The organism is Paenibacillus sp. fava2, assembly GCF_058313675.1.
Genome location: NZ_CM177755.1, coordinates 6,982,158 through 7,008,720 on the forward strand (window position 1 = coordinate 6,982,158; position 26,563 = coordinate 7,008,720).

The 26,563-nt window shown below is 54.7% G+C and carries 17 protein-coding genes, 1 pseudogene and 1 riboswitch; of the genes and pseudogenes, 8 read left to right on the forward strand and 10 right to left on the reverse strand.

All coding sequences use genetic code 11. The annotated features are described in order from the left end of the window. Positions 1-444: 444 nt before the first annotated feature. Genes AC4G46_RS30785 through AC4G46_RS30800 form a run of 4 tightly spaced genes read right to left on the reverse strand, consistent with a single transcriptional unit; the run spans position 445 to position 4,258 of the window. On the reverse strand, positions 445-1,518 hold the full coding sequence (locus tag AC4G46_RS30785; protein WP_491125967.1) for an ABC transporter substrate-binding protein: 1,074 nt from the start codon (positions 1,516-1,518) through the stop codon (positions 445-447). Beyond that, on the reverse strand, positions 1,515-2,342 hold the full coding sequence (locus AC4G46_RS30790) for an ABC transporter permease (protein WP_491125968.1): 828 nt from the start codon (positions 2,340-2,342) through the stop codon (positions 1,515-1,517). The genes AC4G46_RS30785 and AC4G46_RS30790 overlap by 4 nt, the downstream gene beginning before the upstream one ends. After that, positions 2,332-3,144: an ABC transporter permease gene (locus tag AC4G46_RS30795; RefSeq protein ID WP_491125969.1), complete on the reverse strand. Its 813-nt coding sequence runs from the start codon at positions 3,142-3,144 to the stop codon at positions 2,332-2,334. The genes AC4G46_RS30790 and AC4G46_RS30795 overlap by 11 nt, the downstream gene beginning before the upstream one ends. Next, positions 3,137-4,258, reverse strand: coding sequence for an ABC transporter ATP-binding protein (locus AC4G46_RS30800; RefSeq protein ID WP_491125970.1), 1,122 nt, complete (start codon positions 4,256-4,258; stop codon positions 3,137-3,139). The genes AC4G46_RS30795 and AC4G46_RS30800 overlap by 8 nt, the downstream gene beginning before the upstream one ends. Before the next feature lie 296 nt (positions 4,259-4,554). On the opposite strand from AC4G46_RS30800, the gene AC4G46_RS30805 reads away from it, so the two are divergent. Further along, on the forward strand, positions 4,555-5,655 hold the full coding sequence (locus AC4G46_RS30805; RefSeq protein WP_491125971.1) for an FUSC family protein: 1,101 nt from the start codon (positions 4,555-4,557) through the stop codon (positions 5,653-5,655). 313 nt (positions 5,656-5,968) lie between these two features. Next, a riboswitch (cyclic di-GMP riboswitch) is annotated at positions 5,969-6,059 on the forward strand. Between the two features lie 31 nt (positions 6,060-6,090). Next, positions 6,091-7,962 (forward strand): flagellar assembly protein A, encoded by a 1,872-nt coding sequence (locus AC4G46_RS30810; RefSeq protein WP_491125972.1) that lies wholly within the window; start codon positions 6,091-6,093, stop codon positions 7,960-7,962. Between the two features lie 96 nt (positions 7,963-8,058). Here AC4G46_RS30810 and AC4G46_RS30815 read toward each other — a convergent pair whose 3' ends face one another. Then, positions 8,059-8,952 carry a DMT family transporter gene (locus AC4G46_RS30815; protein ID WP_491125973.1) on the reverse strand — a complete coding sequence of 298 codons (894 nt, stop codon included), beginning with the start codon at positions 8,950-8,952 and terminating at the stop codon, positions 8,059-8,061. Between the two features lie 97 nt (positions 8,953-9,049). Between AC4G46_RS30815 and AC4G46_RS30820 the strand changes: the two genes are divergently transcribed. Together AC4G46_RS30820 and AC4G46_RS30825 are read left to right on the forward strand one after the other, a co-directional pair. After that, positions 9,050-9,958 (forward strand): LysR family transcriptional regulator, encoded by a 909-nt coding sequence (locus AC4G46_RS30820; protein WP_491129018.1) that lies wholly within the window; start codon positions 9,050-9,052, stop codon positions 9,956-9,958. A 6-nt stretch (positions 9,959-9,964) separates the two neighbouring features. Continuing rightward, the gene (locus tag AC4G46_RS30825; RefSeq protein ID WP_491125974.1) at positions 9,965-10,939 is read left to right on the forward strand and encodes an aldo/keto reductase; all 975 of its coding nucleotides are present in this window, start codon (positions 9,965-9,967) and stop codon (positions 10,937-10,939) included. 84 nt (positions 10,940-11,023) lie between these two features. On the opposite strand, the gene hcp is transcribed toward AC4G46_RS30825, so the two are convergent. Next, the gene (gene hcp / locus AC4G46_RS30830; RefSeq protein WP_491129019.1) at positions 11,024-12,667 is read right to left on the reverse strand and encodes a hydroxylamine reductase; all 1,644 of its coding nucleotides are present in this window, start codon (positions 12,665-12,667) and stop codon (positions 11,024-11,026) included. Between the two features lie 156 nt (positions 12,668-12,823). Here hcp and AC4G46_RS30835 point away from each other — a divergent pair, with 156 nt between their 5' ends. Genes AC4G46_RS30835 through AC4G46_RS30845 form a run of 3 tightly spaced genes read left to right on the forward strand, consistent with a single transcriptional unit; the run spans position 12,824 to position 15,388 of the window. Beyond that, positions 12,824-13,531, forward strand: coding sequence for a Crp/Fnr family transcriptional regulator (locus tag AC4G46_RS30835; RefSeq protein ID WP_491125975.1), 708 nt, complete (start codon positions 12,824-12,826; stop codon positions 13,529-13,531). 29 nt (positions 13,532-13,560) lie between these two features. Continuing rightward, positions 13,561-14,952 carry an aldehyde dehydrogenase gene (locus AC4G46_RS30840; protein ID WP_491125976.1) on the forward strand — a complete coding sequence of 464 codons (1,392 nt, stop codon included), beginning with the start codon at positions 13,561-13,563 and terminating at the stop codon, positions 14,950-14,952. Positions 14,953-14,995: 43 nt separating this feature from the next. Beyond that, a complete protein-coding gene (locus tag AC4G46_RS30845) occupies positions 14,996-15,388 on the forward strand; it encodes a RidA family protein (protein ID WP_491125977.1) in 393 nt (130 codons plus the stop codon). Between the two features lie 95 nt (positions 15,389-15,483). On the opposite strand, the gene AC4G46_RS30850 is transcribed toward AC4G46_RS30845, so the two are convergent. Next, positions 15,484-18,438, reverse strand: coding sequence for an ABC transporter substrate binding protein (locus AC4G46_RS30850; protein WP_491125978.1), 2,955 nt, complete (start codon positions 18,436-18,438; stop codon positions 15,484-15,486). A gap of 422 nt (positions 18,439-18,860) precedes the next feature. Here AC4G46_RS30850 and AC4G46_RS30855 point away from each other — a divergent pair, with 422 nt between their 5' ends. Next, entirely contained in the window at positions 18,861-19,838 is a 978-nt protein-coding gene (locus AC4G46_RS30855) for a LacI family DNA-binding transcriptional regulator (protein ID WP_491125979.1), read from the forward strand. Positions 19,839-21,239: 1,401 nt separating this feature from the next. Here AC4G46_RS30855 and pgmB read toward each other — a convergent pair. The 3 genes and pseudogenes from pgmB to AC4G46_RS30870 form a co-directional block, all read right to left on the reverse strand. Then, positions 21,240-24,146 (reverse strand): annotated as a pseudogene (gene pgmB / locus AC4G46_RS30860) (beta-phosphoglucomutase); the annotation flags it as partial. Between the two features lie 25 nt (positions 24,147-24,171). Then, a complete protein-coding gene (locus AC4G46_RS30865) occupies positions 24,172-25,263 on the reverse strand; it encodes a carbohydrate ABC transporter permease (protein WP_491125980.1) in 1,092 nt (363 codons plus the stop codon). Then, complete coding sequence (locus AC4G46_RS30870) at positions 25,264-26,379, reverse strand: carbohydrate ABC transporter permease (protein ID WP_491125981.1); 1,116 nt, start codon at positions 26,377-26,379, stop codon at positions 25,264-25,266. Positions 26,380-26,563 lie beyond the last annotated feature (184 nt).

Consider the following 26,563-nt stretch of genomic DNA (forward strand, 5'->3'; position numbering starts at 1 on the left):
ATGGTGGTTTCTCACTTCCATTTTAACCTACGGTGTGCGAACAGGAGCTGCCTTTCGTTCATCATAACTTAGTCTAAGCTAGTTTGTTTAGAGTGCCAGTTACATGGGAGTTACAGGGTTACTAGGTTTAAAGGGTTACGGGTTACGGGTTACGGGTTACGGGTTACGGGTTACGGGTTACGGGTTACGGGTTACGGGTTACGGGTTACGGGTTACGGGTTACGGGTTACGGGTTACGGGTTACGGGTTACGGGTTACGGGTTACGGGTTACGGGTTACGGGTTACGGGTTACGGGTTACGGGTTACGGGTTACGGGTTACGGGTTACGGGTTACGGGTTACAGCCCCATCCAACAATCCCGTACCATTCCCGCCCACACCAAAACAGGCGCCAAACCGCGGTCATACCGCAATCAGGCGCCTGTTTATCCAGCTATAACATCCTTACTTCTTGTTCATCTTAAACTTCAGGAACAGCTCGTTGTAATGGGCGAGCATGCGCTTGCCGAGGTTGTCGTAGACCTCCAGGCGGTCGGTGATCTCGGCCGGCGGGTAGAAGCGCTCGTCGCCGGAGATGTCTTCCGGCAGCAGCTCAAGCGCGGGGATGTTCGGGGTGGAATACCCTACATACTCGGCGTTCTGGGCAGCAACTTCAGGCCGGAGCATGAAGTTGATGAACTGATGCGCGCCCTCCACATTGGCCGCTGCCTTTGGAATGACCATGTTGTCGAACCATTTGTTCGACCCTTCCTCAGGGACTACATAATCAAGCTTGTCGTTCTCATCCATAATCTCCGAGGCATCGCCGGACCAGACGATCCCGACAGCCGCCTCTTCGTTGGCGAGCAGCATCTTGATCTCGTCACCGACAATGGCCTTGACGTTAGGCGAGAGCTTGTTCAGCTTGGTCAGCGCCTCCTGCAGATGCGCCTCATCGGTATCGTTAACCGAGTAATGCATACTGTTCAAGGCCATCCCCATCACCTCGCGGGCTCCGTCCACGAGGAAGATATCGTTGTGAAGCCTGCTATCCCAGAGGGAATTCCAGCTGCTGAAATCAATATCACCCGTCATCTCGGGGTTATAAATAATCCCTACTGTTCCCCAGAAATACGGTACCGAGTACACATTGCCCGGGTCAAAGGACAAGTCCATGAACCGGGAATCGATATTGGCCAAATTCGGAATCTTGCTGTGATCCAGCGGCAGCAGCAGGTTCTCCTCACGCATCTTGGCGATGGCATAGTCGGAAGGAACCACAACGTCGAAGACGGTTCCGCCCTGCTCCACCTTGGTCAGCATCGCCTCATTGGAATCAAAGGTCTGATAGATGACCGTAATGCCGGTCTCCTCCTGGAACTGCTTCAGCAGATCAGGGTCGATGTAATCGCCCCAGTTATAAATCGTCAGCGTATTGCCGCCGGTATATCCCTCAGCCGAGTTCAGGCGTGAGGCAAGAAACATCAGACCGAAGGCAACCAACAGAATCGCCAGAAAAGCATTTACCAGCTGTTTCATTCAGGCACCCCCGCTTCCAGAGCCGGCTCCGCTATTATGGCGGACGGCTTGTTCTTCCGCTGGTTCAGGAAATAGTAGCCGATGACCAGCAGGATGGTAAAGAGGAAGATCAGGGTCGACAGTGCGTTAATCGACAGCGATACCCCTTGCCGCGCCCGGGAATAAATCTCCACAGGGAGGGTTGAGTAGCCGTTGCCCGTTACAAAGAACGTTACCGCAAAGTCATCCAGAGAATAGGTCAGCGCCATAAAGAACCCGCTGAAAATCCCCGGCTTGATGATCGGCAGAATGACTTTGGTCAGGACGCTCATCCGGCTGGCCCCAAGGTCCCGGGCGGCATCGGTCAGCGTCGGGCTCATCTCCTGCAGATGCGGCAGAATCATCAGCACGGCAATCGGGATGCTGAACGCCACATGGGAGAGCAGCACCGAAGTGAAGCCAAGCTGAATGCCGGCAATCGTGAACAGGATCAGAAAGGAAGCACCAATGATGACATCCGGACTGACGATCAGCACGTTATTCAGCGACAGCAAAGCGTTCTTCGAGCGCCGTCTGCGGCTGCGGTGAATGGCTAATGCTCCAATGACCGCGATCACGGTAGCGATGGAGGACGAGAGCAGTGCGATAACAAGCGTATTGATCACAATAATGATCAGGCGCGTATCCTGCAGCACCTCCCGGTAATAATCGAGTGTGAAGCCCTCGAATTTATGCATTGTACCGCCGCTGTTGAACGAATAGTACATCAGGTAAAAGATCGGTGCGTACAGGACGACAAAGACCAGTACCAGATAGATGTTGGCGATTCCGTTTTTATTTTTCATGCCGCACTCCTTTCCGCGAGCTGCCGGTCAGAAGCATGAACAGGGCCATGATCACAATCAGGAACACGGCAACGGTCGAGCCCATGCCCCAGTCCTGGGTAACGAGAAAATGCTGCTCAATGGCGGTGCCCAGCGTGATGACCCGGTTACCGGCGATTAGACGCGTAATCATAAACAGCGACAGTGCCGGAATGAAGACCGCCATACAGCCGGAGCGCACCCCGGAAATCGTCAGCGGAAAAATAACCCGGCGGAACGTTGTCCATCCGGAGGCGCCCAGATCGCGGGCAGCATCCACAAGCGACAGGTTCAGCTCCTCCAGGGCGCTGAAAATCGGCAGAATCATGAACGGGATGAAGATATATACCGAAACGAACACGAAGCTGAATCCGGTAAACAGAATCTGCTGCTCCCCGATCCCCAGGACATCAAAGAGGCTGTTGACCGGCCCGAAGGTGCCGAAAATCCCGATGAACGCGTACGTCTTCAGCAGCAGATTGATCCAGGTCGGCAGGATAATCAGCAGTAGCCACAGCTGCTTATGCTTCGTGCGGGTCAGCAGATAGGCCGCAGGATAGGCAACGAGCAGCGAGAACGCCGTGATCAGGAACGCATACCAGAAGGAGTTCAGCATCATTTTCATATACACCGGGGTGAAGAAATTCGCGTAGTTGTCCAGTGTAAGATTTCCGTCCAGATCAAACAGGGAATAATAAAGGACCAGCAGCACCGGCGCTATGACAAACAAGGCGATCCATAAGTAATAAGGGATGAGATAATACGAACGGCCCTTATTATTCATGGCTCTCTACCCCGCCGTAAGCTTCCAGACGTCTGTCGAATTCTTCCTCCGTTTCACCGAAGCGCATAACATGAATGGCCTCCGGGTCAAAATAAAGCCCGATCTCGCTGCCTACCTCCGCCTTGCGGGTGGAGTGAACCAGCCATTCGTGGCCGGATTCGTCATAACAGCTGATCTCATAGTGCACGCCGCGGAACAGCTGGGAATCGACGCGTACCTTCAGCTTGCCCTGCTCCAGCGTGGATATTTCCAGATCCTCCGGGCGGATAACGATCTCCACCGATTCATTCGGCCGCAGACCGGCATCCAGACATTCAAACCGGTGGCCGCCCCACTCCACCAGATAATCCTCGATCATCACGCCCGGCACAATATTCGACTCCCCGATGAAGTCGGCGACGAACCGGTTAATCGGCTCATCATAAATATCGTTCGGCGTTCCGCTCTGCTCGATCTTCCCTTTGTTCATAACAAAGATCCAGTCCGACATCGCCAGCGCTTCCTCCTGGTCATGCGTGACAAAGATGAAAGTAATCCCGAGCCGCTGCTGCATTTCCCGCAGGATATACTGCATTTCGGTACGCAGCTTCAGGTCAAGCGCAGACAGCGGCTCGTCCAGCAGCAGCACCTGCGGCTCATTGACGATCGCACGGGCAATCGCTACACGCTGCCTCTGGCCGCCCGACATTTCATTGATCGCACGCTGTTCGTAGCCGACCAGGTTAACGAAGCGCAGCGCTTCCTGTACCTTTTGGGTGATAACATCCTTTTTAAGCTTCTTGATCCGCAGTCCAAAGGCCACATTCTCGAACACGTTCAGATGCGGGAACAGGGCATAATCCTGAAATACCGTATTAACCTGCCGCTCGTTGGCGGGAATGTGATTGATCATTTTACCGTTCAGATAAATCGAACCTTCTGTCGGTTCGGCAAAGCCGGCAATCAGACGCAGAATGGTTGTCTTGCCGCAGCCGGAGGGGCCCAGCAGTGTATAAAATTTGCCGCGTTCGATCTCGAAGCTGACGCCTTTCAACACGGCCTCCTCATCATCATATTGCTTAGTAACCTGGTCAAAAGAAATAATAGTGCCTTCCGGGGTAGCTATAGCTAACAACCTCCCTTACCTTATGTATTACAACCTATTTTACCCTTATCTGACAGTGCGCAATCGGTTCCTTCCAGGCATAGCCCCGCCGGTACCGACAATCCCGCCCCTGCTTCGACAACATTTCATATTATATAGCATATCGGATGAATCCCATATATGCGATAACATAGAATGTAAAAACTCCGGCTGAATCTTAACAAGTTCGTAAAATCTATCCGCTGCACACTCCGGCTGAAGTGCTATAATGAAAACGGCTGAAAACAGCTTGAAAATTCCTCCTTTTACGAAAGAAGATGACCGACATGAACGAGGGGTTACAGGACCGCCTTGAGAAATTTGGATTATCCCTTTATATGATACGCATTACCCTGGCTGCCTCCCTATCATGGCTGGCCGTCCACAGTCTTTATGGCGATAATTACCTATACTTCGCACCGCTGGCTGCGATTCTGATTACACAGGGCACCGTGAAGGCTTCCCTGGAAAAAGGCTGTTACCGGCTGCTTGGCATTGTGCTCGGCGGAACCGTCAGCCTGATTGTGGGACGCTTCCTGGATGTCGGAATCGTCTCCCTCCTGCTGATTCTGCTGATTGGCATAGGCGTTGCAACCGCCTGCCGGATTAACATCCAGGCCGTCTCGCAGGTCGGCGTAACCTCTGTGCTCGCGCTTACCTTCTACCATGACCATTATGTCGTATGGAGGCTTGCCGAGACGCTGATCGGGGTACTCATCGCCCTGTTGATCAATATGATTATTGTCCCGCCCAAGGGCTTCGCCAAGGTTAAGGGCCTGGCGCTTCAAGGAAGCCTGCTGCTGGCCGATTCATTAAGTGGGCTCGCTTCGGGCGGCAGAAACGGTGAACCGGCCCGTGATATGCTGAAGCGCTCCGGCGGACTGCTCGCGAAGAGCAGCAGCCTGCAGAAGGAGCTGCTGTACACGCTGTCGCACTATCCCTGCCGCAAGGATCTGAGCGGGCTGACCCAGGCCACGTCGCATCTGCAGAAGGTTCATTTCTATATCCAGGAAATTGCTGAAGAGCTGACCCTGCTGCCTGCCCACTACGCCGGTTCGGACCGGATGAATGAGGTGATGGCTGCAGCAGCCGATTGCATCGCTCTCTACGGCACCAAGACGCTTTCTGATGCCGAAGCCCGGCGGCCGCTGCCGGAATGTCTGCGCCGGGCCCGGGAGCTGCAGCTCTCCTGGTTCTCCGAGCTGCAGGCGGAATGTCCGCTGACAGCCATCCGCGATCTCGGCGCCGTCTTTTCACATCTGAACCGGGTGCTTGATGTTATTGAACAGGCCGATTATACGGCCGTTTCTGCAGCGGCCGTTCCGGTAAGAAGCGGATCCGCCCGCAGCATCCGTCTCGGAAGCAAAGGACTCTCCCACAAGCTTTAAGCTTGGGAGGGTCTTTTTTAGGATAAACACTTAACGCTTTGGGGTCTCCTCCAAAAAGGTCCGGAGTCAACCTCCATGCTAAGAATCCGCCTCCCGGAGCCTGACTGGAGATAAAGACCCAATACCGGCTCTTACACCGTACTCCAGCTGCAATTTTCGGATGAATTTACAGTTGAAAACTCACTGCACAAGTATTAAAATTAGGATTATTTGCAGCATTTGTCGGAATTCAGTACTATAGCACCAGTTATGAATCTTTTATTGCCGATTCTAGTCGAATAAATGACCTCATGCTGAATGTTTATCAATGTCTCATGTATAATGGCAAACTGTCCGAAAGGGCAGGACGCAAAGCAATGGGCCTAACAATGCGCTGTCGCATTTACGGCTGCCAGGCTGCCGGTTTCTGATAAAACTAGAAGCGAGGTTATAACAATGCCGAACCACACTCTCGAACAGCCACGGCATGCGTTCAGTATCATGCCTGCCTTCAGTACTGCTGATCCCATACAGTCCTCCATCCGCTCCAAGCCGTTTGGAACAGCCGGTAATGAGGAGAAGAACGGGAGAATCATCGTGCAGAATGACCAGATTTTTATAACACCTCCCTTGCCCGGCGGCAAAGCTGCTGTTATCTCTGCCCTTCACCCTGTTGTCCTCAAGATTAACCGGATCAAAGCAGCCGAGCCTGTTGCCATTACATCATCTGACCATCTGAGCTGGGAAATCAGCGAGAAGCCGCAGTACCAGATTACTGTTTCTGAGGACGGGCTAAGCGCCTACTTTACCCTCTACCGGGTCGAAAAGTATGCCTGGAGGCTGGTCAATTGCCCGGCTTCGGCTGAGGTCTGTGTCCGGGCGGAGCCGAACTATGATCTGCTGCTCTCCAGGCTGACCGTTAATCAGATTCTGGCCGAACTCTCCAATAGCTCCTTCATTCCCAATCTCAACATTCCTGCCTTGTATGCCGAGCTGAATAATCCGACTTATCTCCCGGTCTGCATCGCAGTGGGCAAACCGCCGCTGCCGGGAACAGACGGACGGCTTGAGCCCCTGGCCAGACTGTCTATCGCTGAAGTATTCAGCAGCAGTGAAGTCCCTGATCCGGAGAATATACTTGATTATCCAGGGATCCCTTCTGTACGGACAGGCGGGATACTGGCACGCAGGCTGCCTCCGCAGGAAGGCTTGCCCGGTTCTGACGTTTACGGCAGCATTCTGCCCTCTCCCCCGCCGGAGGATATCATCCTGAAGCCTGCTGATTGCTACTCGCTGCTCCCGAACGGCGATATTGCTGCGCTCCGTGACGGCCGGCCGCGGATTACAGGCTGGGGAACCCGGATGATGAGCATTGATTTTCCCGATATGCATGTAGTGCAGAAGAGTATGATCACCGCTAACAGTGCAGTTTGGTTTGCAGGAGATGTAATGTTTCCGGGTGGAATCGGTGATCATTGCACGATAGAGGCATTAGGAAACGTATACATATTCGGCGATGTCCGTCATGCCGTCATTGCCGCTACCGGCAGTGTAATCATACGCGGCAAAGTAACGGACTGCCGCATCTACTGCGGCGACTGCGGGGCAAAACAGCACCGGCTGTATACAATTCCCGGACAGCTGATTGATGAGCTGTCCTTGCTCAGGAACGCCGCCCTCCTCCTGGAGGAGAATCTCCGCTCCCGGCAGCAGCCCGTGAAATACGGGCTGGTCATACTGCTCCTGCTGGAGAGCAAATACGTCCATCTTCCCGGCCTGATGAAGGGGCTGCAGGAGCTGCTTGCCGAGGGCAAGCCTGCAGCTCCGGCTGATTCCGGGCAGTTAAAGCATATGCTGGAGATCTTCCTGCATCCCGGACAGTTCACTGAATTTATTAATGACGCCGTGATCACCACCTTTCTGGATCTGCTGGAGGAGCTTCGTGACGGGATTCTCCATATGCATGAGGGGAATGTCCGGCTTGATCTTGCCTGCTCGGAGGACAGTCTGCTCCATTCCGGAGGAGACCTTTATATTCATGGAGAGGGCGCTGCGAACAGCACACTGCTGGCAGCGGGTAATGTCCGCTTCCTGATGGCACAATCGGTATGCAACGGTTCTACAGTTGAAGCCGGAGACTCCATTGCGTTGCAGCAGGCCGGAGCTGCAGCAGGCCGGCAGTCTGTGCTTGCCGCCGGCCGCAAAATCAGCGTCCGCCAAATAGAAGATACCCGGATAACCATTGGCGAACATACCGCCAAGTTCACTCTACCTGCGGGAGAAGCCGTCTTCACGGCCCAGAGCCTGCGGTTAAGAAACCGGACCTGACCCATACGAAAAGAGCCTGCAGAATGCCGCACAAAGGCAGCCTGCAGGCTCTTTGGGTCTGATCATAACCAGGAACCGCCTGGCGGAGCATCTCTTTTAGAGTGAATGTTTCAGCCGCCGCTTACGCCCAAGATTTACATTCACCAGCAGAATACTGCCAACGATGAGCACCATCCCCGCAATAAGATTAAGTGTAATCTGTTCGTGCAGCAGCACCACGCTTGAGCCGATGGAGATTAACGGGATCAGGAAGGTGAAGGAGCCCACTTTTCCGGCCTCACCCTCATTAATCAGCTTGAAATAAACCATCCAGCCAAGGGCGATGACGAATACGGCAATAAACAGTGTGTTCATAATAAAAGCGCCGCTCCAGGTAATGGCTGCCCAACTCTCTGTAACGGAGCCGGCACCCAGCAGAATGACACCGCCGATCATGATCTGCATGGCTGTCAGCCACAGCATATCCACCCGCGCCGCATTCCGCTTCATATATACGGTACCAAGCGCCCAGCATAACGCGCTGGCCAGAGCCAGCAGTACACCAGCCGCAGAGATGCTGCCGGTAAAACCGCCGATACTGAGCGCGGCTACCCCGGCGAAGCCGAGCAGGAGACCGAATATTTTCAGTCCGTACATGCTCTCTCCAAGCCAGATCCAGGCAAAGATACCCAGCAGTACAGGCTGCAGAAAGACAATGGCCGAGAACAGGCCGGAAGGGACATATTGCAGCCCTATGGTCTGAAACCCGTAGTAAAAGACGATGCTGAGCACTGCCGAAGCCAGATAGACCGGCCATAGCCGCCGGAATTCAAGCTGCTTCCATTTGGGAAGTGCGGCTATAATCAGAATGATTCCCGCAATGACTGTACGGATACCCGCGAAGAGCAGCGGAGGGGCATAGGTTAAGGCGATTTTGGAAAGAGGCCAGTTGATGCCCCAGACAATTACCAGAAAAGCAAGCAGCAGAACCGTACGGCTGCGTTGTGACATTGCGTTCACCTCTTGTATCATTTTCATTCCAAATGATACAATAACCATGTTCATAATTGAAATGAATAATAATCATGAGGTGCATACCAAATTTGTTATGAATAATAATCAGATCCTTTTATTTGTCAAAATTGCCGAAACCGGCAGCTTCACCAAAGCCGGCCAGGAGCTGAACATGACCCAGCCGGCGGTCAGCCGGGCCATCTCCGCCCTTGAGACAGAGCTTGACGTCAAGCTGCTGCTGCGTGACCGGCGCAGCGGGCTGGTGCTTACGGAGGTTGGCAAGCGTATCCTGATTATTTTCCGGGAGATTCTCAGCGGGTTCAACAAGGTGGAGCAGGAGGTTTCTGCGGAAAAGGGGCTGGAGAAGGGACTGATCCGGATTGGAGCCTTCCCGGTGGCGGCCGCTTACTTTGTACCCAAGATCATTCGCTCCATTACGGACAGGTATCCAGGCATAGACATTTCTGTCCATGAAGGATCGGTCGCCGAAGTGAAGGAGTGGCTGGAGACCCGCCAGATTGATGCCGGACTGATTATCCCGCCGCTTGAGGAGTTTGAAACCATTCCGCTGTTCCGGGAGAAGCTGTACGCCGTGCTGCCGGAGGGACACCCTCTCGGCCGAAACGGGATTGTCCATGTAAAGGACCTGGAGCATGAACCCATGATGATCTGCAAAGCCGGTTATGAGCCTCCGGTCGTTGATTTGTTCAGACGGGCAGACAGTCAGCTTAATGTAAAATATGTGGTTAACAGCTACAGTACAGCGCTCAACATGATCAAAGAGGGTCTGGCTGTCGGCGTGCTGTCCGAGCTGTCGCTGCTTGCGCCGCCCGGCAATGTTATCATCCGCGAGCTGTCTCCGGATGCTTACCGCGATGTTCATATCGCCGTCCATTCACTGGAGGAGGCTTCTATTGCCGTCAGGCTGCTCATTGATACTGCGCTTGATATGTTCGCTGCGGAAGAGAAGCTGAATCCGCCAACAAACCATTCAGAGGAGTGACACAGCATGAAATTTAACCGGTTAGGCAACAGCGGGCTGCAGGTATCCGCCCTTGGCCTTGGAACCAACGCCTTCGGCAAGCGGGCCGATGAAAAAACATCAATCGGGATTATCCGTACCGCCCTGGAGCAGGGAATCAGCTTTATCGACACCGCCAATATTTATGCCGGTACCGAATCTGAACGGATTATCGGACTGGCGCTGGAGGGAAGACGGCAGGAAGCGGTACTGGCCACCAAGGCAGGACTGCCGCGGGCTGAAGGCCCGTATGGCAGCGGCTCCTCCCGCCGTCATCTGATGCTGGAGCTGGAGGGGAGTCTGCGCCGCCTGAAGACAGATTATGCGGATCTTTACCAGATCCACACGTTTGACCCCTACACACCGCTGGATGAAACGCTGCGTACCTTAGATGATATGGTCTCCTCCGGGAAGGTCCGCTATATCGGCGCCTCCAACTATGCCGCCTGGGAGCTGATGAAGGCGCTGGGCATCAGCGAAGCGCGGAACTATATGAAGTACACCTCGATCCAGTGCAGCTACTCGCTGGCTGACCGGACGCCGGAAATTGAGCTGCTGCCGCTCTGCCTGGATCAGGGACTGGGAATCATCCCTTATTTCCCGCTCGCCGGCGGTATCCTGACCGGCAAATACAGCGTCAGCGGCGCTGCTCCGGCCGGGTCGCGCGCAGAAACAGACCCGAACTTCAGCCGCTTCCTCAGCCCGGAACGGATTGAGCTGGGCGATGAGGTCAGCCGGATTGCCGCGGAACTCGGCACGACCCCTACTGCCCTGTCCCTGGCCTGGCTGATGCATCAGCCGGCTGTATCCACCGTCATTGTCGGCGCTACACGCGTGGAGCAGGTGCAGCAGAACCTGCCAAGCGCTGCACTGGAGCTGGACAAGCAGACGCTGGAGCGGCTGGATCAGGCCAGCCGGCCCTTCAGAAGCGGCGAACCGTTTGCCTTCTACCGGCTTCCGTAAGCATGGACGCCAAAAAGCCTATAGTGACCCCTGCCGGAATCCGGCGGAGGTGCAGCTATAGGCTTTTTTACATAACAATATGATTTACACAGCAGCGATGAACCGCTCCATGTCCTCCTGAACCGTGGTGATACCGCCGATTCCGAAGTTATCGACCAGTACTTTAGCCACGTTAGGCGATAAGAAGGCTGGCAGGGTAGGTCCGAGATGGATGTTCTTGACGCCGAGATGCAGCAGGGCCAGCAGCACGATCACCGCTTTTTGCTCATACCAGGCAATGTTGTAGGCGATCGGGAGATCATTGACATCGTCAAGGCCGAATACTTCCTTCAGCTTGAGGGCAATAACGACAAGGGAATAGGAGTCATTGCATTGGCCGGCATCCAGCACACGCGGAATACCGCCGATCTCGCCGAGATCAAGCTTATTATATTTGTACTTCGCACAGCCTGCGGTAAGAATCACCGTATCCCCCGGCAGCTCGGAAGCAAAATCCGTGTAGTAATTGCGGCTCTTCATCCGGCCGTCGCAGCCGGCCATCACGAAGAATTGCTTGATTGCGCCGGTCTGCACCGCTTCAACCACCTGATCAGCCACGTTCATCACTGCAGCATGGGCAAAACCGCCGACAATTTCGCCGGTTTCAATCTCTGTCGGAGCCGCGCAGCCCTTGGCCTGGGCGATCATCGCCGAGAAATCCTTTTTGCCGTCTTCACCAGCCGGAATATGCTGCACTCCAGGGAAGCCGGTATTGCCTGTTGTATACAGACGGTCTTTATAGCTGTCCTTAGGCGGCACGATGCAGTTGGTCGTCATCAGAATCGGACCGTTGAAGCTGGCAAACTCCTCGTTCTGCTTCCACCAGGCATTACCGTAGTTGCCGACAAAGTGACTGTATTTCTTAAAGGCAGGATAATAGTGGGCCGGCAGCATCTCGCTGTGCGTGTACACATCCACCCCGGTGCCTTCCGTCTGCTTCAGCAGCTCCTCCATGTCCTTCAGGTCATGTCCGCTGATCAGAATCCCCGGATTACGGCCTACGCCGATGTTAACCTTGGTTATTTCCGGGTTGCCGTATGTGGTTGTGTTGGCCTGATCAAGCAGAGCCATCACATCAACGCCGTACTTGCCGCATTCCAGAACCAGAGCGGTAAGCTCTCCTGCACTCAAAGTGTCATCCAGCGTGGAAGCGAGGCCTTTTTCCATAAAAGCATGTGCGCCGGCATCACCGAAGCCCAGCACTGCCGCATGCTCCATGTAAGCCGCCATCCCCTTCAGCCCGTAGGTCAGCAGCTCGCGCAGGGAACGTACATCTTCATTCTCTGTAGCCAGAACGCCCACAGTCTCCGACTTGGCAATCAGCTCTTCATCTGTCTCTGCAGTCCAGAGCGCAGCATCATGATCTGCAAGCTCTGCTGTTGCCCCGGCCAGCTTCAGCCGGCTGCTCCACTGGTCACGCAGCTGAAGTCCTCTCCGGACACCGGATGTAAAGGTTTCAGGAACAAAGTTAGCATTGGTTATCGTTGCAAACAGGCTCTCTATAATGAATTTATCGGTAACGGAGTCGGTCATGCCAAGCTCCCGGCCTTTGCGGGCAAAGATGGAAATTCCTTTGAGCGTATAAACCAACAGGTCCTGAAGATTGGCTACCTCACTGGTCTTGCCGCATACCCCCTGGATGGTACACCCTGTTCCTTTCGCCGCTTCCTGACATTGAAAACAAAACATGCTGCTCACTTGGCGTTCACTCCTCTAAAATAATATCGTCACACAGGGCAGGACTCCGTTTCTTCCCGCCTTTACAGTTACTGATTATTGTAGTAGACTTTCGCCATACAATCGGTAACGGATGTTACCGATTAAATTTAAATTTGGAGGAAACCGATGATACCTGACCCTGCCGTCCTGCAGTCCTGTCTGCTGTTCCGGGGCAAGTCTGCGGAAGAATTGGAGCTCCTCCTGCACAAAATGATCTATACGGTGACTGCTTATCAGAAAAATAAGCTGATCTTTGCCGAAGGTGATACTGCAGACCGGATCGGCATCATCCTGTCCGGACGGGTTGAGGTGCAGAAAACCCATCCGAGCGGAAGCGGCGTCACAATCGCCCACTTGAGTGCAGGGCAGACCATCGGCGAAGCCGTGCTGTTCCGCAAGGAAAATCTCGTTCCGGCCACCGTTACCGCCACCGGCCCCTGCCTGGTCATGTTCATCAGCAAGCATGAGCTGCTGCGGCTGTTCTCCGCCGATACGGACATCCTGAACCGTTTTATCGAAAACCTGTCCGAGCGGCTGGTGCTGGTCAACCGCAAGATTGAAATACTCTCCGCAGGCCCCTTGCGGCGGCGGATGATTTATTTCCTGCTGGAGCAGGCAGTCCAGCAGGCTTCGGACCATATCCGCCTGCCTTTCAGCCGCAAGGAATGGGCCGAGCACCTGAACACAGCACGACCGTCGCTCTCCCGCGAAATGGGGTATCTGCGTGATATAGGCTGGATCGAGTTCAAGGGCAGCCGGATTACCCTGCTGAACCGGGAAGCGATGCACGAATATATCCGTATGGACCAGCCGGCTGCGGGCCACGACAAATAAACATTTGATTCACGTTGGAGGGAATCGCTATGCCTGAAGTTACCGAACACAGCATAAGCCGGCTGCTGGCCGGCCACCGGGATTATTTTGACAGCGGAGTTACCAAAGACCCCGGCTTCCGGGTACGCCAGCTGCAAAAGCTGAAGGATGCCATACGCAGCTATGAGCCCCGTATTATTGAAGCACTCCGCCAGGACCTGCACAAAGGCGAATTTGAAGCCTATGCTACGGAAATCGGCTTTACCCTTGAGAGCATTGGCTATATGATGAAGCATCTGCGGCGCTGGGCGAAGCCTGCCAGGGTCAAATCGCCGCTGCATATGTTTCCGTCCAAAAGCCTGATCCTGAGTGAGCCTTACGGTACAGTGCTGATTATCGGCCCGTTCAATTATCCGTTTCAGCTGCTGATTGAGCCGCTGATCGGAGCCATTGCCGCCGGCAACTGCGCGGTCCTCAAGCCGTCGGAGAGTACGCCGGCAGTGTCAGCTGTCATTGAGGATATGATAAATGAAACGTTCGAGCCCGGTTATATCCAGGTTGTCCAGGGCGAGAAGGAAACGACAAATCTGCTGATACACGCCAAATTTGACTACATATTCTTCACCGGCAGCGTACCTGTCGGTAAAATTGTCATGGAGGCTGCCGCCAAGCAGCTTGTACCTGTCACCCTGGAGCTGGGCGGCAAAAGCCCGGTAATCGTCGACAAAAGCGCCAATCTGGAAACAGCGGCGAAGCGGATTGTCTGGGGCAAGCTGATTAATGCCGGGCAGACCTGCATAGCCCCCGATTACCTGCTCGTTCACAGCGGGGTCGCCGGCCGGCTGATTGAGCTGATGAAGCAGCAGATCACCGCCTTCTACGGGGAGGATGCCCGCAGAAGCCCGGATTACGGGCGGATTGTTAACGACCGGCAGCTGCAGCGGATCGCCGGGCTGATTGACAGGGACCGCTCCAAGGTTATTATGGGCGGGACGGTGGACGCCGGGGATTTGTACATTGAGCCGACACTGCTCTATCCGGCTGACTGGAGTGATGCCCTGATGGAGGATGAAATCTTCGGGCCGGTGCTGCCGATCCTGACATTCGACCGGCTGGAGGAGGCCATCAGCAGTATTAAACAACGGCCCAAGCCGCTGGCGCTGTATTTATTTACCGAAGACAAGCAGGTAGAGCAGAAGGTACTGGACAACGTATCCTTCGGGGGAGGCTGTGTGAACGATACGATCAGTCATGTCGCCAGCTCCCGTCTGCCGTTCGGCGGCGTCGGCCACTCCGGCATCGGCGGGTACCACGGCAAGCACAGCTTCGACCTGTTCTCACACCGCAAGAGTGTTGTGAAACGAAGCGCGAAGGTTGATCCGGGCATCGTATATCCGCCTTACGGCAACAAGCTTAGCCTGGTGCGCAGGCTGTTGAAATAGTCAGGCTGCGGCAGTATATGAACGGAAAGCGGGGAATTGGAGGATGGAACGCCAACAAGTATTTACAGGCTCGCCCTGGGAATCATCTGTAGGCTACTGCCGGGCACTCCGGATCGGAGACCGGATTGAAGTAGCGGGGACTACAGCCATGCGGAATGGGGAAGTCGCCTTCGCCGGCAATCCCTATGAACAGACCAAATTCATTCTGCAGACGATTGAGCAGGCTCTGAAAGATCTTGGCGCCGGCATGAACCATGTTGTCAGAACAAGAATGTATGTTACGGACATCTCACAGTGGGAGGAATACGGCAGGGCGCACGGTGAATTCTTCCGTGATATCCAGCCGGTTGCCACCATGGTCGAGGTCAAGGCACTGATTGATCCGCAGCTGCTGATCGAGATTGAAGCGGAGGCGGTTGTACCGCAATCTATCTAAAGATAAAAAAGGCTGCTGTCTCTTTTCTGAGGGACAGCAGCCTTTTATCCATTATGCGTGCCTATCAATATTCAGCGGCTAGAAGCAATCCGGTCTCAGCCCACCCGTCTCTCCTTCACCCAGTCCGCCACATCCTTCTGCGGGATCGGCCGGCTGATGAAGTAGCCCTGAATCTTGTCACAGCGGGTCCGTTCCAGAAAGGCAAGCTGCTCCGGTGTCTCCACCCCTTCAGCAGTAACGTTAAGCCCCATATCATGCCCGATGGTAACAATCGAACGGGCAAGTGACATGTTATTGGGTGTATCAATACTGTCGATAAAGGACTTGTCGATCTTCAGTGTGGTGATCGGCAGCTGCTTCAGATAGCTGAGGGACGAATAGCCTGTCCCGAAATCATCCAGGGCTATGCCGATCCCCTTCTCCTTAAGCGCCTCCAGCTTCGAGCTGATCGCTTCGAAGGATTCCATAAAGATGGACTCCGTAATCTCCAGCTCCAGATACTGCGGCGCAAGGCCGGTCTCCTGAAGAATGCCCAGCACCATATCGGTGAAATCCTCCAGCATCAGCTGAATGACCGAAATATTCACGGAAATATGGTGACGTCCCTGGCTCTGGCTGTTCAGCTCTTTAATGAACCGGCAAGCGGTACGGAGCACCCATTCACCAATCGGCACAATCAGCCGGCAGTCCTCGGCGATTTTGATGAAAGACAGCGGGGAAACAAAGCCCAGCGCCGGGCTGTTCCAGCGGATCAGCGCCTCGAATCCCCAGATTTCGCCGGAGGCAGTGTCCACCAGCGGCTGATAATGCAGCGCCAGCTCCTGATTGGTTATGGCGCTGCGCAGATGCGATTCAATAACCATACGTTCGTCAAAATGCTGCTGCATGTCCCGCCCATAGACTACATACGTTCCTTTACCTGCTTCCTTCGCCTTATACATCGCGATGTCCGCATTCTTCAGCAGCTCCTCGGCGTTCACACCGTTATCCGGATACTGGGCAATCCCGATACTCGTAGAGATATGTACGATGCTGGCTTGCAGCTCGAACGGTTCCTTAAAGCCTTGTACGAGAGACTCCGCATAGGCGATAACCTCACTGAATCCCCTGTTATCCTGGAACAGAATGACGAATTCATCTCCGCCGAAACGGAAATGCCTGCTGCGTTCATCGCCCAGCTGCAGCAGACGCTCACCGACCTTTACCAGCAGCTCATCGCCAAAGGTATGCCCCAGCGTATCATTGATATATTTGAAATTATCGATATCAAGAAAGAACAGGGCAGCATGCCCGCCGGCGTTCTCCTTGATGAACAGCTCCAGCGCTTCCGCCAGGGACAGGCGGTTCGGCAATCCGCTGAGCACATCATTGTAAGCCAGCTGCCGGTACTTTTCCTCACTGGTCTGCAGCAGCGACTGATTTTCCACTACCTTGTTATATTGCTCCAAAAGCTCATCCTGCAGCGCGGTAAGCTCCTCATAGGTGGATTCCAGCTCCTGATAGCTCATCTGCAGCTTGCTTTCATAGCCTTTGCGGTCTGTCACATCCACCATGGAACCGGCAAACCGGATAAATCTGCCCTCCGCATTACGCAGCACCTTGCCACGGGTCTGAAACCACTTGTATTCCCCCGATTTGCCCCGCAGCCGGAATTCACAGTAGTAGTAAGAAGTCCTGCCTTCAAGATGATTCGTACGCTGGCGGCTCTCCTCCTCCGCATCCTCAGGGTGAATGAGATCCCTCCAGCCGCCGTGGGCTTCATTTACCTCATCCCGTTCATATCCGAGCAGCTCATACCAGCTGTCCGAGAAATAGTAGACCATATTCGACATATCGAGATCCCAGATTACCGCATCCGAGCCGTAGGTCGCCAGGGCAAAGCGCTCATTGCTTTTTTCCAGATTGCTGCGGATCTTCTTCACAAGCTGTACATAGAACAACAGGATCAGAATAAAGGACACCAGAACGGCAAACGCGGCGATAATACTCAGCACAAGCCCCTTATACGTATCATAAAAGGAAAACGGCTTATTGATGACCTCGCTGCCTTCCGGCAGCTTTTTGACAGAGACGCCGAACCGCTGCAGCTCGTTATAATCAAACACACTGCGTACACTGCTGTTGTTAACGACAGGGATCTGATCCGCCGCTTCCCCCTCCAGAATCCGTACGGCCAGTCCGGCGGCAGTCTGTCCCTGAATCAGGCCGCTGATCAGGCTGCCGCCGAAGGCGCCGTGATTTAAACCGAAATCGTAAATATGGTATACCGGAACACTGCTGCTCTCACCCAGCTCACTGGAAAACCGGTCAAATTCAACCGTGCGTCCTGTCGCATCGCTGTAATATGTAGTCATCAGAACAATACTGTCAGAGGAAAGTGCAGATACCTGGTCAATAATCTCCTGTTTGGAGAAACCGTTTAATGCATACAGCTGCAGAGCCGGATCGAGTGACGAAATTTGCTCCATCACCATTTTGCCGGTAGACAGGCCGCTTTCGGTATTGTCATATAAAATATATACATTTTTAATTTCCGGGTTAATCTCGAGTGCCATTTCAATGGTACGTGCCGGGCTGATCTTTTCGATTACACCGGTAACATTGCCGGGCTTCCCCAGATTTTCCACACCCAGTTCATTGATGCCGCTGAAGATAATCGGTGCATTGTCCAGAATTTCCCGGCGGTATTTGATTGCAAAGCTCAGCGCAGCATCATCCGTGGTCATAACCGCATCAATGCGCATGGACTGGTACTTAAGCTTGATAGTCTGGTAAAAGTGCTCAAGATTGTCTTGGCCGGGATACCGTTTCCAATCCATATACTCACTGTAGATCAGCGGCTGTCCGGGCGCACTCTTGAGGGTCTGTTCAATACCGGCCCCCTGTTCGTCCGTCCAGGCAAATCCTTTGTGATAGGAATGCAGCACCAGCACATTTTTTGGTGGCAGCTCATCTGCACTTGCCTGCGCAGGCTGATAAAAGATCCCGCAGAGCATCATTAAGAGCAGGAGGCTTTTGAACACCTTGAGATCGGTTTGCTTTAAGTCCATTTGCACACTCCCATTCATCCATCTCAAAGTAAAAAACGGAAGGCTTCGACAATATCTCTTTCGCCGGACCCCTTCCCCCATCCTCTTTCGTTCGGGAAAACGTTAAAAGCCACTATGTTCAGGACATCCTGCTTATGTATAGGCTGGTAGAGAGTAGATGATTTGTGCGGAATTATATGACTTTCTTATCTTTAATTATAGGGTGAAACACTAATTTTTGAAATAAAGAAAAGCGCAAGTAGAAACGGTTTTTGTCGTCCTATAAGGGACGGTATCGGTTTCTGCGTGAAATAGAAGGATTAATGATAACGTGCAACTTATACATTCTTATATTTCGAAAAACACCGGTCTTAAATAGACACCGGCCCCGGCATCACGATAGAATGAAGCTGCTAAGAACCGCACAGGACAGGAGGCTTAACATGCCTACAATTAAAGACGTGGCGCTAAAAGCGGGTGTCTCGGTCACCACCGTCTCCCGGGTGCTGAACAACAGGGGATATTTAAGCGAGGAACTGAAGAAAAAGGTGCTCCGGGCCATGGACGAGCTGAACTACCGCCCTAATGAGCTGGCCCGTTCACTCAGCCGTTCAAGGTCGAATATTATCGGACTGATTATTCCCAGCGTTGCGCATCCTTTTTTCGGGGAGCTTACCGGCTACATAGAGGAGCACGCCTACCGTAACGGCTGCAAGCTGCTGCTCTGCAATTCCAGGCAGGACAAGCACAAGGAGCTGGAGTACATTGATATGCTGCGCGCAAGCCGGGTTGACGGCATCATTATGGGCAGCCACACGCTGGAGGTAGAGGCCTACCAGCAGATGAATCTGCCGCTCGTCACCTTCGACCGGCAGATTTCGCCGGGCATCCCTTACGTCTGCTCCGACAACTACCGGGGCGGCGTGCTTGCCACTACTCTTCTGATTGAAAAAGGCTGCCGGCAGCTGGCTCATATCGGCGGTCATCCCGGCCTCAACATATTGTCAGGGCTCCGCTTTGAGGCATTCGCTGCTACAGCCGGGGCGCATAATATTCCGTATACCCTGCTGCATACGGATGACAACAGCTTCGATGTCGAGGCCTATGAGCGGCTGCTGGCACAGCTGTTCCGCGAACAGCCCGGCACGGACGGCATCTTCGCCGGCAGCGATATCATCGCGGCTTATGCGCTCAAAGCCTGCCGCGAGCACGGACGGCGGGTGCCGGAGGATGTGCGGATTGTCGGCTATGACGGCATTACCCTGCGCAGCATGCTCGGGCCGGCACTCAGCACCATCCGCCAGCCGATTGAGGCCATGGGCAAGCTGGCCGTCGAGCTGATCATCCGCCAGGTCCACGGCAGCCCGGTCTCCCCGCAGTACGTCCTTCCCGTCGAGCTGGAGGAAGGGGCGACGACTTAGGGGCTGGAAGACTGCGGCCCGGCTGATGAGGGAGAATCTTGCAGAGGGGCGGAGGGGCGGCTGATGCGGGACAATCCTGGGGAGGAGCGCCAGTTCGGCTGATGCGCGACAATCCTGGAGAGGAGCGCCAGTTCGGCTGATACGGGACAATCCTGGAGAGGAGCGCCAGTTCGGCTGATGTGGGGTAATCCTGGGGAGGAGCGCCAGTTCGGCTGATGCGGGGTAATCTGGCAGACGGGGCGCGGGCGGGCTGATGGAGCAATGAGGGATTATTTACAACGCCAGAGGTATCCAGCCCCTCTCAACGTCCGGGTTACAGACGCTGTTAGATCTATCCGCAAATGTACTGGATATGACACACCTCTGCTTACTTCGACAGCATATGATATTTAGTCGTACATATCGCAACCACTCCTAATAATTAGGAGTGGTTGCCTGCGTAACAGGGTGTTTGCGCAAGTGCTTGGGAGACTCAGAAACCGGCAGCGGAGGCCAAATGGACTGCAGCGGCTAATGAGCGGGGATGTAAAAGTGACGGGAGCCGTTAGCAGGATGGTTTTGGCTCATTCAGCAGCAGGGAATCGACATAACTCCGCTGTTTCAGGCGGAAAACCAACGCTCCAACGGGTGAATGTATGCTGAAACGGCCTGTTCGGCCTCCCCTTCCGTTTCTCCTTAGAATCTAAGTGTAAAATCGCCACCTAATTCTCCTGTTTCCCCGCCCATACTAAAACTAAGTGGAAAAACGCCACTTAATAGCTCACATCACACCACAAAAACAGAAAACCGGCCAATTTAGATGTCGAAAATCCACTTAGTTTTCTTAAACAATCCGAAAGCGACAGATTAAGTGCCAAATTTCCAACTAATCTCCCGGTGAGCAGGGGAAGGAAGCTGCAAAAAAAAGGATGGAGGGGATGATCGGGAGGGATGAACGAGAGGATGACGCGGATTAAATCAGCAAAGTAGCATGACAGTGCGACGTATGTTTTTATTTCGGAGTGACATTTTGTATTTTACGGAGCGATGTGTGTTTATTATGAGTAACGTATGTAAACAAGGAGCCAGCCCTCCACAAGCAGGTGGACAGCTGGCTCTTTAATCTACTAATTGATTCTTCATATAGTAATGCTTGGTGCTGCTATATCATCTTTAGCGCTGCCCAGTGCTGCCTCTTACTGTCCAGCACTATATGCTGCTCCTTACTGCTCCTTACAGCCTTAGTCCTGCTTACTCGTACTCACTGTTCCTTTCCACCTTACCGTTACTTACTCCAACTTACTCCCTCGTTCCCTGCCCGCTATCTCCGAACAGTGCCAGCAGCTTCTCTACCGTCAGCTCTGCGGTGGATGCCAGGAGAAGATCGGCTGCGCCCAGCTGCGCCCGGCTGCCGATGCCGACAGCCTGCATGCCGGCGGCCTTGATGGCGGCGATGCCGGCCGCCGCATCCTCTACACCGATGCAGCTGCGCGGCGGGACTCCAAGCAGCTCCGCTGCGGTGAGGAAGATCTCCGCATCGGGCTTGCCCTGCTGCAGCGCCGCCGGATCGGCGATGGCCTGGAACCGGCCGGCGATGCCAAGCCGCTGCAGAATCAGCGGCGCATTCAGGCTGGCCGAGGCCAGGCCGCAGGCGATGCCGCGCTGCGCCAGGGAATCCAGCAGCTCCGGGATGCCCGGCAGGACATCTGCCGGTGTCAGCTGCTCCAGCTGCTGCCTGTAGCTGGCGTTTTTCTTCTCCGCCAGCGCCAGCCGCACAGCAGCCGTAAGCTTAAGCGTGCTGTCCTCCAGTACAATGTCCAGCGACTGCATGCGGCTGACACCCTTCAGCCGTTCATTCTTCGCCCGGCTGAACGGGATGCCCAGCTCATCGGCCAGCATATGCCAGGCCTGATAATGCAGCTCGGCGGTATCCGTGATCACGCCGTCCAGATCGAAGATCACCGCCTCCAGCTGCCGGGCCAGCGGCAGGCTCAACGCCTGCTGCGGAAGCAGCAGCACAGCCTGGCCTCTGTGCCTGATCTGCAGCTCTTCTCCTTCCAGCAGTGTATAGACCACTGCTTCGCTGCCGATGAAGACATCGAGCAGCCGGCCGCGGGCGGTAACCTTGAAGCGGAAGCTCTGCCACTGCTCCGGCAGCGCCGGATCAAAGCACAGCATTCCGCCCAACTGCCGCAGGCCGCCGAACCCGTTCACAATTGACATCCACGATCCGGCCATTGCAGCCATATGCAGCCCGTCCTTGGCGTTGCGGTTAATATCGTCCAGATCCATCCGCACTGTACGGTCGAAATAGCCGTACGCCGCAGCCAGATCGCCGATCTCGGCCGAAATAATACTGTGTATGCAGGGCGACAGCGAGGAATCATGGGTCGTCAGCGGCTCATAGTACTGATAGTTCCGGATTTTATCGATCAGACGGAACTTATCTCCAAGCAGGAACATGGCCATAACGAGATCCGCCTGCTTCAGCACCTGATGGCGGTAGATCACCAGCGGATGAAAATGCAGCAGCAGCGGGTATTTATCTGCAGGCGTATGCTCAAAATCCCATTTCTGCTTACTCAGGAAGGTGTCATCCTGGGCATAGATGCCCAGCTCCTCGTCAAAGGGGATAAACATCCGGTCAGCGGCTTCCTTCCACATTTCCGCTTCCCCGCCAGTTAAACCGACCGCCTGCCGGAGCCGTTCATAATCAGACGGATACTCCCGTTCCAGCAGAAGGGACGTCTCATAGGCATAGTTAAGCTGATCCTGAACCATCAGGTTGGTGTAGGCATTATTATTCACAATTGCCGTGTACTCGTCGGGGCCCGTGATCCCGTGAATACAGAAGGCTCCGCCGCGCGCCGGATTGAAGAACCCCAGGTCTGCCCAGAAGCGCGAGGTCTCAAACAGGATTTCCGCTCCCTGGCTGACCAGGAAATCCGCATCTCCCGTCGCCTGTACGTACTGCTTGATCCCGTAGGCAATATCGGCATTAATGTGCGCCTGGGCCGTTCCCGCCGGAAAGTAAGCGGAGTTCTCGCTTCCGTCAATGGTGCGCCATGGATACAGCGCTCCTTTCTGTGACAGTTCCGCCGCCCGCTCCCGCGCCTTATCCAGCGTGGCGTAGCGGAATTCCAGCAGCCTCCGGGCTATCTCCGGCTGGGTGTAGGTGAAGAACGGCAGCATGTACATTTCCGTGTCCCAGAAATAATGCCCCTCATACCCTTCGCCGGTCAGCCCCTTGGCGGCAATGTTGGTCACGCCGTCCCGGCCGGTGGACTGCAGCAGCTGAAACAGATTGAAGCGGATGCCCTGCTGCAGCGCCGGATCATCCTTGATCTCCACATCAGTGTGTGCCCAGAACTGATCAAGATAGGCGCGCTGTTCATCGGCAAGCCCGTTAAATCCGCAGCCTTCCGCCATTTCCAGCACACCGGCACTCCGCTCCCGCAGCTCCTCCTCCGGGTAATCCTTCGAGGTGTGATACGTTATATATTTGGTTAATCTAACGGTTTCCCCGCACTGCACCTCGGCCGCATGGCTGACTGAGATGCGCTGCCCTTCCAGCTGCTGCTCCGTCTCGCGGCCTGCCCCCGCCTGCAGCCTGTGGCTGGCCGCCGTCAGCAGCGCAAACCGCGTATGCCGCGTCCGCTGCCGCATCCAGAGCACCCCAGCGGCCTCATCATAGCCGCTGTCCTCCAGCTGCAGGCGCGGCTCGGCACCGCCGGAGCCGAGCCGCGGATCAGCGCTGGCCTCGGCCCGGCGGATCTCCCCGTCCAGCGCCGAGACAAACTGCAGCGTGCCGGCGAAATTCAGCGCCGTCACGGCGTAATCGATCGCGGCCAGATGCTTGTGCCGCAGACAGACCATACGCCGGATCGCAAGCTTCACCCGCTGCCCGGCGGGCGACTCCCACTCCACCTCGCGGTGCAGCAGACCGGTCTGCATATCCAGCCACCTCCGGAAGCTGTGCACCTTTCCGCTGTCCATCCGGAACGCATGGCCCCCAATTTCCAGCCCGATAATCCGTGCCTCCGTCACATTCAGCATCGACTGGTTGACCGCAGGCAGCCCGTAAGCACCCTCCGGATATATAATCGGCTCCGAGTCGTAGAATCCGTTCAGATAATTGCCGGCCACCGTGGTGCCGGCCGTCCCGTGATAGCCCTCCTCGAAGTTCCCGCGCATCCCGATATAGCCGTTGCCGAGCGCGAACACACTCTCGCTGCGCTGATTATGCTCCTCCTCATAGGTATCCTCGCCCAGACTCCATTCCCGGTACGGGTACAGCGCGGGCGGATGCTCATACGGCTTCATCTTCATGACTGTCCTTCTCCTCCATTCGCAGTTAGCCTTTCACGGAACCGCCCATCAGCCCTCTGACAAAATACTTCTGCAGCAGGAAGAAAATCGCCAGCGGCATCAGCATCGAGATAAAGGCAGCCGAGGTCAGCAGATGCCAGTCGTTGCCGCGCGAGCCGACCAGATCGGCGATTTTCATCGACATAACCTGCACCGACGGCTGGTTGCCGATAAAGATCAGCGACACCAGGTAATCGTTCCATACCCAGAGGAACTGGAAGATGCCAATGGAAGCCAGCGCCGGAACGGACAGCGGCAGAATCAGTCTGCTGAATATGGTAAAGTGGCTCGCACCGTCAATAAAAGCTGACTCGAACAAATCCTTGGGCAGCTGGCTGATGAAGTTGTACATGAAATAAGTAACCAGCGGCAGGCCGAAGGCGGTATGCGCCAGCCAGATCCCCAGATAGCTGCCGTTCAGCCCCAGCGCCGTGTAATCCTTCAGCACCGGGATCAGCGCAACCTGAATCGGAATGACCAGCATTGCAATAATGATGACGAACAGGGTTTTGCGGCCCGGAAACCGCAGCCAGGCGAAGGCATAAGCGGCAAAAGAGGCAATCAGCACCGGGATGACCGTCGCCGGCACGGCAATCGTCAGCGTATTCCAGAAGGCCTGGGATAGGCCCGTGCCCTTTTGCTTCGTTTCACTGCCGTCCGCTTCCTTCAGCGTGTACTCTTTTCCGGACAGGACATTGTTGTAATTGTCGAGCGTCAGCTCGGGAACCGTCTCCCAGCCCTGCTCCTGCACATTAACGGTGCGCGCCCGGCGGTTTTCCCAGATCAGGCGGCTGCCGTCCGCCTTCACGCCCGCTTTTAACTCATCATCACTGTAGGTCTTGCCGTTCACCTCAATCGGTTCGCGCAGATCCACATCCTTGGACAGCTGCACTGTCTCGCCTGCCGTCCACTCCTGATGGGGGAACACCTTCCACCAGCCGGTCTGCAGAATATCTGCCGCCGGACGGAAGGAGGAAATGAACAGCCCCAGTGTCGGAAGCAGCCAGAGGAAACAGATGACGCCAAGGACGATGTTAACGAGGGTCTTGCCGCCTTTTCTTTTCTTTTTACCGACCATTTAGAATCCCCCCTGCTTGCGGAACTGGCGCAGATTAATCAGGATGACAGGCAGTACTGCGATCAGGAGCACAATGGCCAGCGTCGAGCCGTACCCGAAATTGCGGTACATAAAAAACTGCCGGTAGAACTGTGTCGCAACAACCTCTGTATCATATTGACCTCCCGTCATCACCATGACGACGTCAAATATTTTCAATGTAAACACAATAATGGTGGTGGTAACCGTCAGAATGGTAGTGGAAATGAACGGGATCATAATGCCGAAGAAAATCTTGATTTCACCGGCGCCGTCAACGCGTGCGGCCTCCAGAATATCGTCGGGAACCCCCTTGATCGCTGCCGAAAAAATAACCATCGCAAACCCCGTCTGCATCCAGATCAGGATGACAATGAGGAAAAAGTTGTTCCACGGCTGCAGCATACTCGTCCAAGCTTGAGGTTCGCCGCCGAAAAAGGTGACCATCGCATTCAGCAGACCAATCTGCTCATCGCCCGGCTGATAATAGTAGACAAACTTCCAGATGACGCCTGCGGCCACGAAGGAAATAGCCATGGGCATAAAAATGATCGATTTGGCGATTTTTTCGTAGCTGCTGCGGTCGGCCAGAATGGCAATAAGCAGCCCCAGGCACACACAGGCCAGCGTTCCGACAAATACCCACAGCAGGTTGTTGCGCAGCGCGGTAGCCATCAGCCGGTCACTGAAGATCGCCGCATAATTGCCGAAGCCTACAAACTTTTCCGAGGAAGCGTTAAAAAAGCTCAAATACAGCGTCCGCAGCGCAGGCAGGATCAGCAGCCAGCCGAGAATCAGCACCGCCGGCCCGACGAAAATAAACGGCAGCACCCTTCTGCGGATGTGATCCGGATACTGCTCAGCCGCCCAGGTCAGGGTGTAATAGATCAGATAAACGCCCAGCACGCCCCACAGCACAGCCAGCACGGCAGTCAGCAGCGGATTAAGCGTGGAGTCACGGAAAAAGAGGAAGATCAGCCCGTTCACCACAATGTTCGCCAGCAGCACACCCAGTGATAGCAGCACTGCCCTGACGCTGATTTTCTGCTTGGCCTGCGTACCACCAACCCCAGGCTTTGCTTTTATTTGCGCATCCATATTAGCTCCTCCTGCTCCTATAAGACAAGTAGAAACGCCCATGCGGTCCTTTAAGGGACGGTAACCGTTTCTGCGAGAAATATAAGGATTATTGATAGCGTAAAACATATAAATTCTTATATTTAGAAAAAGAGAGGCAGGCTGCAAGCCTTTGCTGTCCGCCCCTCTTCATTGTGATAGCCTT